Origin of the sequence: Sphingomonas sp. IW22, from assembly GCF_041321155.1 — a bacterium.
GTDB lineage: Bacteria > Pseudomonadota > Alphaproteobacteria > Sphingomonadales > Sphingomonadaceae > Sphingomonas.
In genome coordinates, this window is the sequence record NZ_JBGGWB010000012.1 from 28,387 (window position 1) to 42,975 (window position 14,589).

At 64.7% G+C, this 14,589-nt stretch carries 15 protein-coding genes, 1 tRNA gene and 1 pseudogene; 12 read left to right on the forward strand and 5 right to left on the reverse strand.

Features of this window, described 5'->3' with window-relative positions:
- Positions 1-143: 143 nt before the first annotated feature.
- Positions 144-1,343: a glycosyltransferase family 87 protein gene (locus tag ACAX61_RS19055; RefSeq protein ID WP_370716160.1), complete on the forward strand. Its 1,200-nt coding sequence runs from the start codon at positions 144-146 to the stop codon at positions 1,341-1,343.
- Here the strand turns inward: ACAX61_RS19055 and fabG are convergent.
- Together fabG and fabD are read right to left on the reverse strand one after the other, a co-directional pair.
- Entirely contained in the window at positions 1,297-2,037 is a 741-nt protein-coding gene (gene fabG, locus ACAX61_RS19060; RefSeq protein ID WP_370716161.1) for a 3-oxoacyl-[acyl-carrier-protein] reductase, read from the reverse strand. The two genes, ACAX61_RS19055 and fabG, sit on opposite strands and share 47 nt — an antisense overlap.
- A 12-nt stretch (positions 2,038-2,049) precedes the next feature.
- A complete protein-coding gene (gene fabD / locus ACAX61_RS19065) occupies positions 2,050-2,985 on the reverse strand; it encodes an ACP S-malonyltransferase (protein ID WP_370716162.1) in 936 nt (311 codons plus the stop codon).
- A gap of 188 nt (positions 2,986-3,173) precedes the next feature.
- Here fabD and ACAX61_RS19070 point away from each other — a divergent pair, with 188 nt between their 5' ends.
- The 4 genes from ACAX61_RS19070 to rplI all read left to right on the forward strand — a co-directional run bounded on the left by ACAX61_RS19070 (position 3,174) and on the right by rplI (position 4,976).
- Positions 3,174-3,542, forward strand: a complete 369-nt coding sequence (locus tag ACAX61_RS19070; protein ID WP_370716163.1) for an RcnB family protein — start codon at positions 3,174-3,176, stop codon at positions 3,540-3,542.
- Positions 3,543-3,726: 184 nt separating this feature from the next.
- Positions 3,727-4,146 (forward strand): 30S ribosomal protein S6, encoded by a 420-nt coding sequence (gene rpsF / locus ACAX61_RS19075; RefSeq protein ID WP_370716164.1) that lies wholly within the window; start codon positions 3,727-3,729, stop codon positions 4,144-4,146.
- Complete coding sequence (gene rpsR / locus ACAX61_RS19080; RefSeq protein ID WP_007403456.1) at positions 4,146-4,370, forward strand: 30S ribosomal protein S18; 225 nt, start codon at positions 4,146-4,148, stop codon at positions 4,368-4,370. Before rpsF ends, rpsR begins: the two co-directional genes overlap by 1 nt.
- Before the next feature lie 12 nt (positions 4,371-4,382).
- On the forward strand, positions 4,383-4,976 hold the full coding sequence (rplI, locus tag ACAX61_RS19085) for a 50S ribosomal protein L9 (protein WP_370716165.1): 594 nt from the start codon (positions 4,383-4,385) through the stop codon (positions 4,974-4,976).
- Between the two features lie 91 nt (positions 4,977-5,067).
- On the opposite strand, the gene ACAX61_RS19090 is transcribed toward rplI, so the two are convergent.
- The 3 genes from ACAX61_RS19090 to mutL are packed head-to-tail and all read right to left on the reverse strand — an operon-like array spanning position 5,068 to position 7,396.
- Entirely contained in the window at positions 5,068-5,241 is a 174-nt protein-coding gene (locus tag ACAX61_RS19090) for a hypothetical protein (RefSeq protein ID WP_370716166.1), read from the reverse strand.
- Entirely contained in the window at positions 5,225-5,554 is a 330-nt protein-coding gene (locus ACAX61_RS19095; RefSeq protein WP_370716167.1) for an Mpo1-like protein, read from the reverse strand. The genes ACAX61_RS19090 and ACAX61_RS19095 overlap by 17 nt, the downstream gene beginning before the upstream one ends.
- A 42-nt stretch (positions 5,555-5,596) precedes the next feature.
- Positions 5,597-7,396 (reverse strand): DNA mismatch repair endonuclease MutL, encoded by a 1,800-nt coding sequence (gene mutL, locus ACAX61_RS19100; RefSeq protein ID WP_370716168.1) that lies wholly within the window; start codon positions 7,394-7,396, stop codon positions 5,597-5,599.
- A 153-nt stretch (positions 7,397-7,549) separates the two neighbouring features.
- On the opposite strand from mutL, the gene ACAX61_RS19105 reads away from it, so the two are divergent.
- From ACAX61_RS19105 to ACAX61_RS19135, 7 genes and pseudogenes are all read left to right on the forward strand, one after another.
- Positions 7,550-8,590: a rod shape-determining protein gene (locus tag ACAX61_RS19105; RefSeq protein ID WP_370716169.1), complete on the forward strand. Its 1,041-nt coding sequence runs from the start codon at positions 7,550-7,552 to the stop codon at positions 8,588-8,590.
- A 16-nt stretch (positions 8,591-8,606) separates the two neighbouring features.
- Positions 8,607-9,488, forward strand: a complete 882-nt coding sequence (gene mreC / locus ACAX61_RS19110) for a rod shape-determining protein MreC (RefSeq protein ID WP_370716170.1) — start codon at positions 8,607-8,609, stop codon at positions 9,486-9,488.
- On the forward strand, positions 9,485-9,994 hold the full coding sequence (gene mreD, locus ACAX61_RS19115; RefSeq protein WP_370716171.1) for a rod shape-determining protein MreD: 510 nt from the start codon (positions 9,485-9,487) through the stop codon (positions 9,992-9,994). The genes mreC and mreD overlap by 4 nt, the downstream gene beginning before the upstream one ends.
- Positions 9,991-11,964 carry a penicillin-binding protein 2 gene (gene mrdA, locus ACAX61_RS19120; protein WP_370716172.1) on the forward strand — a complete coding sequence of 658 codons (1,974 nt, stop codon included), beginning with the start codon at positions 9,991-9,993 and terminating at the stop codon, positions 11,962-11,964. The genes mreD and mrdA overlap by 4 nt, the downstream gene beginning before the upstream one ends.
- Complete coding sequence (gene rodA / locus ACAX61_RS19125; protein WP_370716173.1) at positions 11,961-13,085, forward strand: rod shape-determining protein RodA; 1,125 nt, start codon at positions 11,961-11,963, stop codon at positions 13,083-13,085. Before mrdA ends, rodA begins: the two co-directional genes overlap by 4 nt.
- 113 nt (positions 13,086-13,198) lie before the next feature.
- Positions 13,199-13,274, forward strand: a tRNA-Lys gene (locus ACAX61_RS19130).
- A 368-nt stretch (positions 13,275-13,642) separates the two neighbouring features.
- Positions 13,643-14,475: pseudogene (locus tag ACAX61_RS19135) on the forward strand (IS3 family transposase); the annotation flags it as partial.
- Positions 14,476-14,589 lie beyond the last annotated feature (114 nt).

The window sequence follows — 14,589 nt, forward strand, 5'->3', positions numbered from 1 at the left end:
CTTGTGGGTATTTTTAGAATTCCCGAACGCCCTAAAGCGGCTGGTTCCGGCTGGCAAGAGGTTCGGGCCGCTTAGCGATCGGTCAATCTCTTTCGGCTAAGGGCCAAATGATGCAGTTCGGCTCTTTCGCCCCATCGCTCCGCATGCTCGAATGGCTGGACGACGCGCGCCTTCGCCGCTGGCGAATCGCTTCCGGCGGGGCTTGCGCGGTCGTTTTGATCATCTGGTATCTGATGGCTGTCGGCGGGCGGGACCTGACCGGGAAGCAGATCGGTACCGATTTCGTCAGCTTCTGGACGGCTGCGCGCGTTACCATCATTCACGGCGCGGCGCAGGCATACGACCCGGCCACGCACGGCGCGCTGCAAGCGGCGATGTTTGGCGTTGGGCAGGGCTATTATGCTTTTTTCTATCCGCCACCGTTCCTGCTCTTGTGCCTGCCGCTGGGCCTGATCGATTACGGGCCGGCACTACTGCTGTGGCTGGGGATGACCGGTGCGGCCTATCTGGCCGTCGCGGCGCGGTGGCTCGACTGGCCTCTGGGGCGAACCCTGATCCTCGCGCTCGCATTCCCGGCGGTTCTGCTGAACATCGGGCATGGGCAGAACGGCTTTCTCACGGCGGCGTTGATGGGCGCCGGTCTGATGCTGCTTCCGCGCCGCCCCGTTGTCGCGGGAATCGTGCTTGGCGCATTGGTGGTGAAGCCCCATCTGGCCGTGCTGCTCCCGCTCGCCTTCGCGCTTCGCGGTGAGTGGCGTGCATTTGTGGCGATGGGCGCGTCCGCAGCCGCGCTCTGCCTCATCAGCCTGATCGCGCTTGGGCAGGATGCCTGGTCAGGCTTTCTGGGCGGCGGACAACTAGCACGAACGACACTGGAAACCGGGCTCGTTTCCCACGCAAAAATGGTCAGCATCTTCGCCGCCGCGCGTGTCGTCGGCTTGTCGACGTTGTCGAGCTATCTTGTTCATGCGGCGGGCGCTGTGGCTGCGGTTGCGCTCATCTGGCGGGCAGCGCGGCTGCGGCTGCTGGCACGCGATCAGAATGCGTTGCTGGTGGCGGCGACGCTGGCCGCGTCACCCTTTCTGCTGGACTATGACCTAACCCTGTTGGCGTGGCCGCTGGCATGGCTGGCGGTACGGGGGCGCGACGAGCGGTTCCTGCCATATGAGAAGGCGGCGATGCTCACCATCTTCGTCGCCCCCCTGATCCTGCGGCCGCTGGCGAGCGCGGCGGCGGTGCCGCTCGCGCCCGTCATGACCCTTGGGTTACTGGCGCTATGCTGGCGCCGTGCGGTGCTTACAGCATCGCCATACCGCCATTCACGTGCAGCGTCTGGCCGGTGATATAGCCCGCCTCGCGGCTGGCGAGATAGACCACGGCCGCGCCGATATCCTCGCCGGTGCCAAGATCGCCGGCCGGGATGCGACCTAGAAGCGCGGACTTCTGTGCTTCGGGCAAAACGTCGGTCATCGCCGAACGGATGAAGCCCGGCGCCACGCAGTTCACGGTGATGCCGCGGCTGGCCAGTTCCTGCGCCATCGCCTTGGACATGCCGACCAGCCCAGCCTTTGACGCGGCATAATTCGCCTGCCCCGGATTGCCGGTGGCGCCCACCACCGAGGTGATCGAGACGATCCGGCCGAACCGCGCCTTCATCATGGGGCGCGCCGCCGCACGGGCGAGGCGGAATGCCGCCTCAAGATTGACGCGGATCACCTGATCCCATTCGTCATCCTTCATCCGCATCAGCAGGTTGTCGCGCGTGACGCCGGCGTTGTTGACGAGAATATCCAGCTTGCCGCCCAGCGCCTCTACCGCCTGCGGCACCAGCGCATCCACGGCTGCACCGTCGGACAGGTTGCACGCCAGCGCGACATGATCGCCGCCCAGCTCGGCGCGAAACGCCTCCAGCTTATCGGCGTTCGAGCCGGAAAGCGCCAGACGCGCGCCCTGCCCCGCCAGCGCCTTTGCGATGGCCGATCCGATTCCGCCCGATGCGCCGGTCACCAGCGCCGTCATGCCTGTAAGGTCGAACATGCTTAAATCTCCTCAGAGCGCGTTCAACAGCGCTTCGATATCGTCCATGCCAATGATGCTGGCCGTCGTCGCGTCGGGCGCAATGCGCTTGACCATCGGCGACAGCACCTTGCCGCCAAGCTCGACGAAGTGGGCAACGCCCGCCTCATGCATCGCCAGCACCGATTCGCGCCAGCGGACCATGCCCGTCACCTGTTCGACCAGCAGCGCGCGGATGACGACCGGGTCGGCAACCGGCGCGGCGGTGACATTGGCATAGACGGGGACCAGCGGCGCCTGGACCGGGGCGGCACCCAGCGCCTGCTCCATCACATCGGCGGCGGGCTGCATCAGCGGGCAGTGAAACGGGGCCGACACGGGGAGCAGTACCGCGCGCTTGGCTCCATGGTCCTTTGCAATTGCCACCGCGCGCTCGATCGCCCCGCGCGCGCCCGAAATCACGACCTGCGACGGGTCATTGTCGTTGGCGATGGTGCAGACGTCGCCCTCGGCGGCGGCATCGGCGATTGCCTGCGCCTTCTCGCGGTCGGCACCCAGCAGCGCGGCCATCGCGCCCTCACCCACCGGCACGGCCGCCTGCATCGCCTGCCCGCGCCGCTTCAGCAGCCGCGCGGTCGTCGCCAGGTCCAGCGCGCCCGCTGCACACAGCGCGGTATATTCGCCCAGCGAGTGACCTGCGACGAAATCGGCCTTGTCGGAAAGCGTCACGCCGCCTTCCTTTTCCAGCACGCGCAGCACTGCGATGGCATTTGCCATGATTGCCGGCTGGGCATTTTCGGTCAGCGTCAGGTCGCTTTCCGGCCCTTCGGTCATCAGGCGGAACAGGTTCTGGCCCAGCGCCTCATCGACTTCGCCAAAAACCTCGCGGGCATAGGGGCTGGCCTCGGCCAGAGCGCGGCCCATGCCGACTGCCTGGCTACCCTGACCGGGAAAGATGAACGCGCGCATTGGATCGCTCCTGAGACGTGGAAGCGCCCGCGCCTACGCCCGAACGGCGAAACCTTTCAAGTCCCGGCGGGGCTGCGACAATCTGTGACCCTTTTGTTCACATCCCGCGATAGGGTTGCGACAGGTGGGCGCCAGATTGTCTTCATCGCCGGAACAGTCCGGCAAGAATTTGAACGAGGAGACGAACGATGAAGAAGCTGATGCTCGCCGCCGTCGCCGCATCCATGGTTGCGGCGCCCACGATCGCCAGCGCCGCGCCGCAGGGTTATCGCGTGGTCAAGGAGCGGCCCAACCGCACCGTGATCGTCGATCGGGGCCGCGGCTATCGCGAACGGACGGTGATCCGCCATAACAATGCCCGCCAGTGGGCGCGCGGCCAGCGGTTCGACCGTCGCTATGCCAACAACTATCGCCAGATCGACTATCGCGCTTACCGCAATCGCGGTGTCTATGCCCCGCCCCGCGGCTATCAGTGGGTGCAGTCGGGCAACGATGCGGTGCTGGTCGCCCTGGCATCTGGCCTGATCGGCGCGGTCATCGGCGGGGCAATCCGCTAATCGGCCGCCGGGGGCAAGGGAACGGCCTTCCCACTTGCCTTTCGGGCCGAAATCCGTAAGAGCCACCTGCATCCGGGGTGGAAGGGTTCGCCTTTCCGCCCCGGATTACATTGCACGGACGACAGCCGGAGGGGCCATGCGATGGGCGCATGGGTCAGCGATCGGCCAAGACAGGAACGAAGACATGGCTCTTTACGAGCACGTCTTCCTCGCCCGCCAGGATCTGGCACAGGCGCAGGTGGACGCGTTGGCGGAAAACGCCACGAAGATCGTCGAATCGATGGAAGGCAAGGTCGTCAAGACCGAGACCTGGGGCCTTCGCAGCCTCGCCTATCGCATCGCGAAGAACCGCAAAGCGCATTATGTGATGCTGGAGATCGACGCACCCGGTGAGGTCGTTGCCGAGCTGGAGCGCCAGACCCAAATCAACGAAGACGTCATCCGCTACATGACCGTCCGCGTCGACGCGCATGAAGCCGGCCCGACCGTCATGATGCGCAAGGGCGACCGTGAGCGTCGCCGTGACCGCGACGATCGTGGCGACCGCGGCGATCGTGGTGACCGCGGCCCCCGCCGCGAGCGTGAGGAAGGGGAGAACAACTAATGGCACGCCCGTTTTTCCGCCGCCGCAAGAGCTGCCCCTTCTCGGCCAAGGACGCTCCGCGCATCGACTATAAGGATGTGCGTCTGCTCCAGGGTTTCGTGTCCGAGCGCGGCAAGATCGTGCCGAGCCGCATCACGTCGGTGAGCGCCAAGAAGCAGCGCGAGCTGGCCCAGGCCATCAAGCGCGCCCGTCATCTGGGCCTGCTGCCCTACGTCGTGAAGTAAGGAGCGGATCCCATGGAAATCATTCTGCTGGAGCGCGTCGAAAAGCTTGGCCGCATCGGTGACGTGGTCACGGTGAAGGACGGGTTCGCCCGCAACTTCCTGCTGCCGCGCAAGAAGGCTCTTCGCGCCAATGACGCGAACCGCCGCGTGTTCGAAGCCAATCGTGAGCGTCTGGAGGCCGATAATGCCGCCCGCCGCACCGAGGCCGAGGGCGAGGCAAAGTCGCTGGATGGCGTGACGGTCACCCTGATCCGTCAGGCTTCGAACGTCGGCCAGCTCTATGGCTCGGTCGCGGTTCGCGATCTGGTCGAGGCGCTGGAAAGCGAAGGTCACAAGGTGACCAAGTCGCAGGTCATTCTGGACAAGCCGATCAAGTCGATCGGTCTGCACGAAGTCCGCGTCGCGCTGCACCCCGAAGTGTCGGTGACCGTCAAGGTCAACGTCGCTCGCTCGCCTGAAGAGGCCGAGATGCAGGCGCAGGGCGTCGACGTGATGGCCGCGATGTTCGAGAAGGAAGAAAGCGGCTTCGTCGAAGAACGCGATCCCAACCTCGAAGCTGGCGAAATCGTCCGCGAAGAAGAAGCCACCGAAGAGCCGGAAGCCTAAGCTTCCGACCCTTTGCGGGTATGAAAAAGGGGCTGACCGGGTGACCGGCCAGCCCCTTTTGCTTGGGAACTCAGAAGTGATCGCCGGTCGGTCAGGGAACCGCCACGCACGCACTGATGACCGCGGCGAGCGGGATCAACGACAGGATCACGGGAACAACCTTGCTCATCTCAACGCCTTCGAAAAACCGTACATCGCAATAATGCGCGAATGCGGCGAAGGTTTCCGTGCGATGAACCGCGCCCGCCTCAGTACGGCTCGACACCCGCCGCGCGTAGATGCTGATCGAGCCTGCCGAAAAGCCAGAGAAAGAACATGCGATAGTCGCTGACCAGTGACCACAGCGGATGGCTGAACGTCGCGGGCCGGTTTCGCTCGACCCGGAAATGGGCGAACCAGGCAAAGCCATATCCCGCCAGCGGAACCATCGCCCACCACCAGCCCCCGGCCAGTACCGCGACGACGGCAAAGACAAAGGTTAGCGCCGTCCCGACATAATGAAGTCGCCGCGTCCGCGCGCGCGCATGTTCGCGCAGATAATGCGGCCAAAACTCGGCATAGGACGCAATCCGTGCCATGCGCCCATGCTGATCGCCTCTGTCGAGCGGCGCAAGCCCAGTTCAGCGCCTGCCGAACAGCTTTTCGATATCGCTATGCGCCAGCTTCACCCAGGTCGGGCGGCCATGATTGCACTGGCCGGAATGAGGGGTAACCTCCATTTCCCGAAGCAACGCATTCATCTCCGCAACCGACAGGACACGGCCCGCCCGCACTGATCCGTGACACGCCATGGTGGCGGCCACATGATCGAGGCGCTCCTTCAACGACAGTGCCTGATCATGCGCAGCGAGTTCATCGGCCAGATCGCGAATCAGCCCCGCCACATCGCCTTGTCCCAACAGTGCAGGCGTCGCGCGTACCAGCATCGCCTGCGGGCCGAACCGCTCGACCTCCAACCCGAATTCGGCCAGTTCGGCGGCGCGCTCCTCCAGTCGGTCGCATGCGGGTTCGTCCAGTTCGACCACCTCGGGCAGCAACAGCGCCTGCGACCTCACACTGCCCGCAGCAATGGCGCCGCGCATCCGCTCAAGCACAAGCCGTTCATGTGCAGCATGCTGGTCGACGATCACCAGCCCATCCTCCGCCTCAGCAACGATATAGGTGCGGGCGACCTGTCCGCGCGCAACGCCGAGCGGATGCTGCACCGTGGCGGGCACCGGCATTGCCGCCGGCTCGGCGCGCGCGGCGGGCGGCGGCGACAGAAAGGTCGGCCGAACATCGCGGACGAGCCCGTCGCCCGCACCCGGCGTGATGGCCGGACCCCAGGCGAAATTCTGGGGCGCGGGGGCATATGCTGGCGCCATGGCGGGCTCCGCAGTCCAGTTCGTCATCGCACCGGCATCGGCGGCCTGCACCACCCGGTGACCCGCCTCATCCAGCGCACGCCGCAATCCGCTGACGATCAGCCCACGCACCAGCGCCGGATCACGAAAGCGCACTTCGGTCTTGGCCGGGTGGACGTTTACATCGACGTCGCTGGCCGGCACATCCAGAAACAGCGCCACAACGGCATGGCGATCGCGCGCCAGCATTTCGGCATAGGCGCCGCGCACCGCACCGACGAGCAGCTTGTCACGCACCGGGCGACCGTTAACGAACAGATATTGATGGTCCGCCACGCCGCGATTGAACGTCGGCAGACCCGCAACCCCGCCTAGCACATGGCCTGCCCGCTCCAGATCCACCGCGACCGAATTGTCCGCCAGCGCCCGGTCGGTCAGTGCGGCCACCCGCTCCGGCCGCGTCTCATCGGGCTGGACGGACAGGATGCGGCGACCGTCATGCTCCAGCGTAAAGCCGATTTCGGGCCGCGCCATTGCCAGTCGCCGCACCACGTCCAGACAGGCTGCATATTCCGACCGCGCGCTGCGCAGGAATTTGCGGCGCGCCGGTATCCTCTCGAACAAGCCATCCACGCGAACGCGTGTGCCGGGCGGAAGCGCCGCCGGCCCTTCCTCCACCAGCACGCCATTGTCGACGACGCGGCGCCAGCCATCGGCCCCCCGCACCCGGCTTTCGAGAGTCAGGCGCGCGACACTGGCGATCGACGGCAACGCTTCGCCGCGAAAACCGAGCGTTGCGACGCCTTCGATTGCGCCCGAATCCCATAGCGATTCGGGCAATTTGGACGTTGCGTGGCGCTCCAGCGCCAAGGCCATGGCTTCGGCATCCATGCCGCAGCCGTCATCGACGACCTCGATCCCCTCGACCCCGCCCCCCGACAAACGCACCGAAATTCGGCAAGCATTTGCATCTATTGCATTTTCGACCAGTTCCTTCAACGCGGAGGCGGGGCGTTCGACAACTTCCCCGGCGGCAATGCGGTTGATCAGGTGTGACGGCAGGCGGCGTATTGACATGACCCCGCTCCTAGCCCAAGCGGCAGCATCCCGCGACCCGCAACCGCCACCCCATATCCGGCGCTGGACTTCCAGCAGGCGGCGGGTTTCGGCTAGACGCTGCAGCATCCACGACCGTTCGCAATCCTGCGCGCGGCAAAGACGGGTTGGTCGATGATTTTCTCGCGCTTGTTCAAGTTCATGTCGCACGATATGGCGATCGACCTGGGGACGGCGAATACCGTCGTCTATCTTCGCGGACGCGGTGTCGTCCTCAACGAACCGTCGGTCGTGGCGGTCGAAACCCTGAACGGCGTCAAGAAGGTCAAGGCCGTCGGCGACGACGCCAAGCTGATGATGGGCAAGACCCCGGGCACGATCGAGGCGATCCGCCCGTTGCGTGACGGCGTCATTGCCGACATCGACGTCGCCGAACAGATGATTAAGCACTTCATCGAAAAGGTGCATGGCGGGCGCAAGTTCATCCGCTGGCCCCAGATCGTGATCTGCGTACCCTCCGGCTCGACAAGCGTCGAGCGCCGCGCGATCCGCGACGCGGCGTCCAACGCCGGTGCCAGCCAGGTTTTCCTGATCGAGGAACCGATGGCCGCCGCGATCGGTGCCGACATGCCCGTGACCGAACCGATCGGGTCGATGGTCGTCGATATCGGCGGCGGCACGACCGAAGTGGCGGTGCTGTCGCTGCGCGGCCTCGCCTACTCCACATCGGTGCGCGTCGGCGGCGACAAGATGGACGAAGCCATTGTCAGCTATGTCCGCCGCAACCACAATCTGTTGATCGGTGAAGCCACGGCGGAGCGGATCAAGCAGGAAGTCGGTTGCGCCAAGCCGCCGGTCGACGGCATCGGCGCAACGATCCACATCAAGGGTCGCGATCTGGTGAATGGCGTGCCCAAGGAAATCCAGATCAACCAGGGTCAGATTGCAGAGGCGCTTTCCGAACCCGTCGGCACCATTGTCGAGGGTGTTCGTATCGCGCTTGAGAACACCGCCCCCGAACTGGCCGCCGATATCGTTGATCAGGGCATCGTCCTGACCGGCGGTGGTGCGCTGCTTCAGGGCATTGACGAGGTGCTGCGCGACGAAACCGGCCTGCCGGTGACGATCGCTGAAGACCCGCTGACCTGCGTCGCACTGGGCACGGGCCGCGCGCTCGAGGATCCGATCTTCCGCGGCGTTCTGCTCGCCGTCTGATAAGGGGGGCGGGCGGATGGCGCCGCCACGCAAACGGCGTCCCGGCTTTTCCCGCCGGGCGCAGTTCGTGCTTTTCCTGGGTTATGTGTTCGCAACGCTGGGCGCGTTAGTGGGCGCGATCCTGCTTGTGCTGTCGATCCTGAACCCTCAGGCCTATATCGCAGCGCGCGGGATCTTGCGGGAAGTCACCACGCCCGTCTCCAGCGGCCTGCACTGGATCCGCCGCAGCATTGCGGACATTCCACCCGGCGTTGGTGGCTATTTCGGCGTGATGAGCGAAAACCGTCGCTTGAAGGCGCAGCGGATTGCCGAAGCCCGGCTGGTCGAGCAGGCGCGGCGACTGATCATCGAAAATATCCGGATGCGCCGCCTGCTTCAGTTGCGTGAACGTGAGGCGCAGACCGTGGTCGCGGCCCGGCTGGTCAATGCCAGCGGCAGCAGTACGCGGCGCTTTGCAACCCTGAACGCCGGCCTGTGGCAGGGGGTCCGCGCGGGCTATCCCGTGCGCGGGCCAGAGGGTCTGATCGGCCGCGTGCTGGAGGTCAGCCCCAATACCGCCCGGGTCCTGCTGGCCATCGATCCCGAAAGCATCATCCCCGTTCGCCGGGTGCGCGATGGCATGCCTGCCATTGCTACCGGTCGCGGCGACGGGTTGATCGAGGTGCGCGTGGCGGGCATCGCCAACATGCCCTATCGCGCCGGCGACGTGTTCGTGACCTCTGGCGCGGGCGGTATTTATCCGCCGGGTATTCCGGTCGCGCGTGTGCGCCGCAACGCGCGCGACACTGCCGAAGCGCGTCCGCTGGCCAACCCCGACATGCTCGATTTCGCGCTGGTCCAGCGCCCTTATCTGTTGCCGCCAGCACGGCCGGCCCCCCCGGCTGAGAACGGCGAGTGAGCGAGCCGCTGCGCTCCGCCTTTGCCGAGCCGGAGCCGCCGCGGCGCTCCCGCCGGATTGCACCGATCACCGTGGTGATCGGGTCGCTCATCACGCTGGCGCCGATGATCGCGACGGTGCCGTGGCTGCCACCGTTCGGCCTGATGATGCTGCTGGGCTGGCGCTTGCTGCGGGCCGATGTGCTTCGCGTCTGGGCCGCTGCGCCCCTGGGTCTGTTCGACGATCTGGTCAGCGGACAGCCCATCGGGAGTTCGATGCTGCTCTGGGGGGTGTCATATATCGCCATCGACGTGCTAGATACGCGGCTGGTGTCGCGTGATTTCTGGCAGGACTGGCTTTTGGCCGGCGGAGCAATCGGGTTTTGCCTGATTGCGGGTCGATTTATCGCGTCTCCCATCGGCGCGCATGTGGAAACCGTCCTGTTGCTTCAGATCACGCTTTCGATTGCTCTCTATCCGCTGATCGCACGGCTGTGCGCGGCGTTGGACCTTAAGGGGCGGCCATGAGCGGCCCCCAACGGTCGGTGACCGAGGCGGCACAGACCTTCACCTTTTCGCGCCGCGCCACAATGATCGGGTTGGCGCAAGCGGGTATTGGCACCATGCTGGCCGGGCGGATGGCGTGGCTGGCTGTCGCCGAAAACGAACGCTATCGGCTGCTGGCCGAAAGCAATCGGGTCAACCTGACGCTCATTCCACCCCGGCGCGGCTGGCTGGTCGACCGCTATGGGCACGCCATTGCCAACAATCGCACGGACTTTCGCATCGACCTTATCCCCGAGCGGATCGAGGACGAAGCGCGCGTGGTGGCGGATCTGGCCCGACTACTGAAGCTCAACCCCAATGAAGTTGAGCGCGTCTTGAAGGATTTGAAGGACGCGCGCGGCCTGCAACCTGTGCCCGTTGCAGAAAACCTTGATTGGGAGCGTTACGCCGCCGTAGTCGTTCGCCAGCCCGAACTGCCGGGCGTCGCGCCGACTCAGGGGTATGCCCGCAACTACCCTGCCGGAGCAGCCGTCGCGCATCTGATCGGCTATGTCGGCGCCGCGACTGCCGAGCAATACAAGGAAACGAAAGACCCGCTTTATCTCGCACCCGGTTTCAAACTAGGCAAGGATGGGCTTGAAAAGGCGCTGGAAAAGTCGCTTCGCGGCATTCCTGGCGCCAAGCGTGTCGAGGTGACTGCGCGCGGTCGCCCCGTTCGGGATCTGGAAACACGCCGCGACGTGCCCGGCGGCACGATCAAGCTGACCATCGACGCCGGGTTACAGGAATATGCCGCCCGGCGGCTGGGCGATGAATCCGGCTCGGCCGTCGTAATCGACGTTCACGATGGCTCGATCCTGGCAATGGCGTCGATGCCTGCCTTCGATCCGAACAGCTTCTCCGACGGCATCAGCCAGCTTGAATGGGACATGCTGAGCGGGGACGATCACCTGCCCTTGATGAACAAGGTGCTTCAGGGCCTGTATCCCCCCGGATCGACGTTCAAGCCGGCCACGGCGCTGGCAGCGCTTCGTGCGGGTGTCGATCCGGATCGGACGGTGCATTGCCCCGGCGGCTATCAGCTGGGCAACCGCTTCTTCCGCTGTCTGGGCCGCCACGGATCGGTCAACCTGCACCGCGCGATTGCCAAGAGCTGCAACACCTATTTCTACACCATGGGCCGCGAGGTTGGCATGGACGCCGTGGCCGAGGCCGCCCGCCAGCTGGGCCTCGGTGCCGAATATCCGCTTCCCTTCCCCTCGCAGCGTTATGGCACCGTGCCAGATCCCGCGTGGAAGCTGCGGAAATATGACCAGAAATGGACTCCGGCGGATACGCTGAACGCGTCCATCGGCCAGGGCTATATTCTGGCCAGCCCGTTGCAGTTGGCGGTACAGGCTTCGCGGATCGCGTCCGGGCGGGCACTGATGCCTCGTATCCTTGCGGACACGCCGATCGTCGCGCCGTCGCTGGATGTGACGCCAGAGCGGATGGCGCTGATCCGGTCCGGCATGGATGAAGTGGTGAATGGCGCGGGTACCGCGGTACGCAGCCGTTTGCGGCTGGATGGCATCCGCATGGGCGGCAAGACCGGTACCGCGCAGGTGCGCCGTATCGCCGGCGGTGCGCGCGGCGGCATGAACGTGCCCTGGAAATATCGCGACCATGGCCTGTTCATCGGCTTTGCGCCGGTGGACGCACCGCGTTACGCCGTTGCTGTCGTGATCGAACACGGTATGTCCGGATCGGGTGCCGCAGCCCCGGTCGCTCGCGATCTGCTCACCTATCTTTTCGATCGCAAACAGGCGCTGGAAACGCTGGAAGCGTTCGAGAAGCAATGGGGCGGCGACCTCACCACGCGAATGGCGGCCAAGGCCGAAGCGTACCGCATCGTGCGACAGGCACCGATCCCTATTGCCACCCCCTCCCCCCAGCCGGAGCCATCGCCGCCCGGGCCAGCTGCGACACCTTCGCCAAGGCCACCGGAATGAGGCTGTCCGAACTGGTCCCCGCGCCGATCGCGCAGCTGCCCTGGCATGTGTTGTTGCTGATCCTGGCGATTGGCGGGTTCGGGACGGTCGTCCTGTTCTCGGCGGCCGGCGGCAGCTTTACGCCATGGGCATGGTCACAGGGACTGCGGCTCGCGGTTTTCATGGGCATGGCGGTCGTACTCTCATGGATTCCGGGACGTTTCTGGGAGACGATCGCCCTGCCCGGCTATGCCATCACGCTGGTCGCACTGATCGCGGTCGAATTGCTGGGCGCGGTCGGCGGCGGCAGCCAGCGATGGCTGGATTTCGGGTTCATCCGCATCCAACCCTCCGAATTCATGAAACTGTTCATGGTGCTGGCCGCGGCACGTCTTTACGCGCTGCTTCCACCCAGTCAGGTGCGGCGCCTGAACGGCATCTGGCCGCCGGCACTGTTGATCGCCATGCCGGCGGGGCTGGTGATGCTGCAACCGGATCTCGGCACCGCGCTGATGATAACCGCCGGCGGGCTGACGGTGATGTTTCTGGCCGGAGTGCCGCTTCGGCTGTTTATCGGCGGGGCGCTGGGCCTTGCCCTGCTGATCCCGATCGCGGTCAATTATCTGCTGCATGAATATCAGCGCAATCGCGTGCTGATCTTCCTGAATCCCGAAAGCGATCCGCTGGGGACCGGTTATCACATCAGCCAGTCCAAGATTGCGATTGGATCGGGGGGCTTGTTCGGGAAGGGCTTCCTGCAGGGAACGCAAAGCCATCTCGACTATCTGCCCGAAGGACATACCGACTTCGTATTCGCGACCATGGCAGAGGAATGGGGGCTGGCCGGCGGCGTGTTGCTGATCCTGGCCTTCATGCTGCTGATACGGTGGGGCATGAACGTCGCCCATCGCGGTCGCACACGCTTTGCGCGGCTGGCGGCGGCTGGGCTGGCGACGACGATCTTCTTTTATGTCGCCATCAACCTGATGATGGTGATGGGTCTGGCGCCTGTGGTCGGCATTCCCCTGCCCCTCGTCAGCTTTGGCGGGTCGGCGCAGATGACGGTGCTGATCTGCGTCGGCATCCTGATGTCGCTGAACCGCGCAACAATGCCACGCCCCGGTTTTCGTCGTCTGATCTGAACTTTTTTGAAAAAGGGGGTTGCCGCCCCATGAGTCGGGTGTTAGTGGCGCGCCTCCCGACGCGGGAACCTCCCGACGCGGGAAGCAGTCGAAAGACGCTCCTGAAACGGTGTGGACGCATAGCTCAGTTGGTAGAGCAGCTGACTCTTAATCAGCGGGTCCTTGGTTCGAGCCCAAGTGCGTCCACCACCTTCACCAGTAAATTCAGTCACTTACAACACTGCCTTCAGCGGGCCCAGTGGCGTCAATTGCGCTAGGTAGCTATCTAGGTAGCACGCCCTTTACCAACCGATTATCCCCCATCGATTTAGTTCTGGGTGGACTACCGGGAATATTTGGAGAGGTGTCGTATTTCCCGGACGGACCAACCTGCGGTCGAACCGTAGCCGGAAAGCGGCTCCTCTCGGTTTCGTTGCGGCGATGAGCAACGTTACTGCCATTATGAATTCGGCCACTGAACAGCCGATCCAGAAGATCACCTTTGAGCGCATGCCTGAGCTGCCCCCTTCTGAGTGGTCCATCGACTATGACAGTCTGGATCAAGGAAGGGACGACGAATGCCTGCCAAGAAGCACAAGCCCGAGGAGATCATCGGCAAGCTGCGTGAGGTTGAGATCATGCTGGGCCAGGGCGGAACGACTGCCGAGGCATGCCGGCGCATCGCAGTCAGCGAGCAGACCTATTACCGCTGGCGCAAGGAATATGGCGGCCTAAAGACAGATCAGGCCCGGCGGATGAAGGATCTGGAGAAAGAGAACCTTCGGCTGCGTCGCGCGATCTCGGACCTGACATTGGACAAGCTGATCCTGCAGGAGGCGGCAAAGGGAAACTTCTGAGCCCCGCACGGCGCCGGCGGTGCATCGACCAGGTGCGGGCGGTGCTGGATGTGTCCGAGCGGCGGGTATGCCGCGTGCTCGGCCAGCATCGGTCGACACAGCGGAAAATGCCGTGTGGGGCAGATGACGAGGAGGCGCTGACGGACGACATCGTCGCGCTGGCCAGGCAGTACGGGCGCTACGGCTATCGCCGGGTGACGGCATTGCTGCATGCGGCCGGCTGGTCGGTGAACCACAAACGGGTGGAACGGATCTGGCGACGCGAGGGGCTGAAGGTGCCCCAGCGTCAGCCAAAACGCGGTCGGCTGTGGTTGAACGATGGCTCGTGTATTCGGCTGCGACCGGAGTATCCTGGGCATGTCTGGGCGTATGACTTTGTGGAGGCGAGGACGCACGACGGGCGTAAGTTCCGCATCCTCACGATCATCGACGAGGCCAGCCGCGAGTGCCTGGCGCTGGTGGTCGCCCGCCAGCTCCGCCACGAAGATGTGCTGGCGGCCCTGGCCGAGCTGTTCATTGACCGGGGCCCACCTGCACATATCAGATCGGACAACGTCCTATGTCGGGAAGCAGCGGCGGGTTTTGGCCAGCAGATATCCATGCGCCGACAACCATCGGCGCGGCATGCAATCTGAGCCAGATGGCTCCCACCGTCAACGGGATCGCTC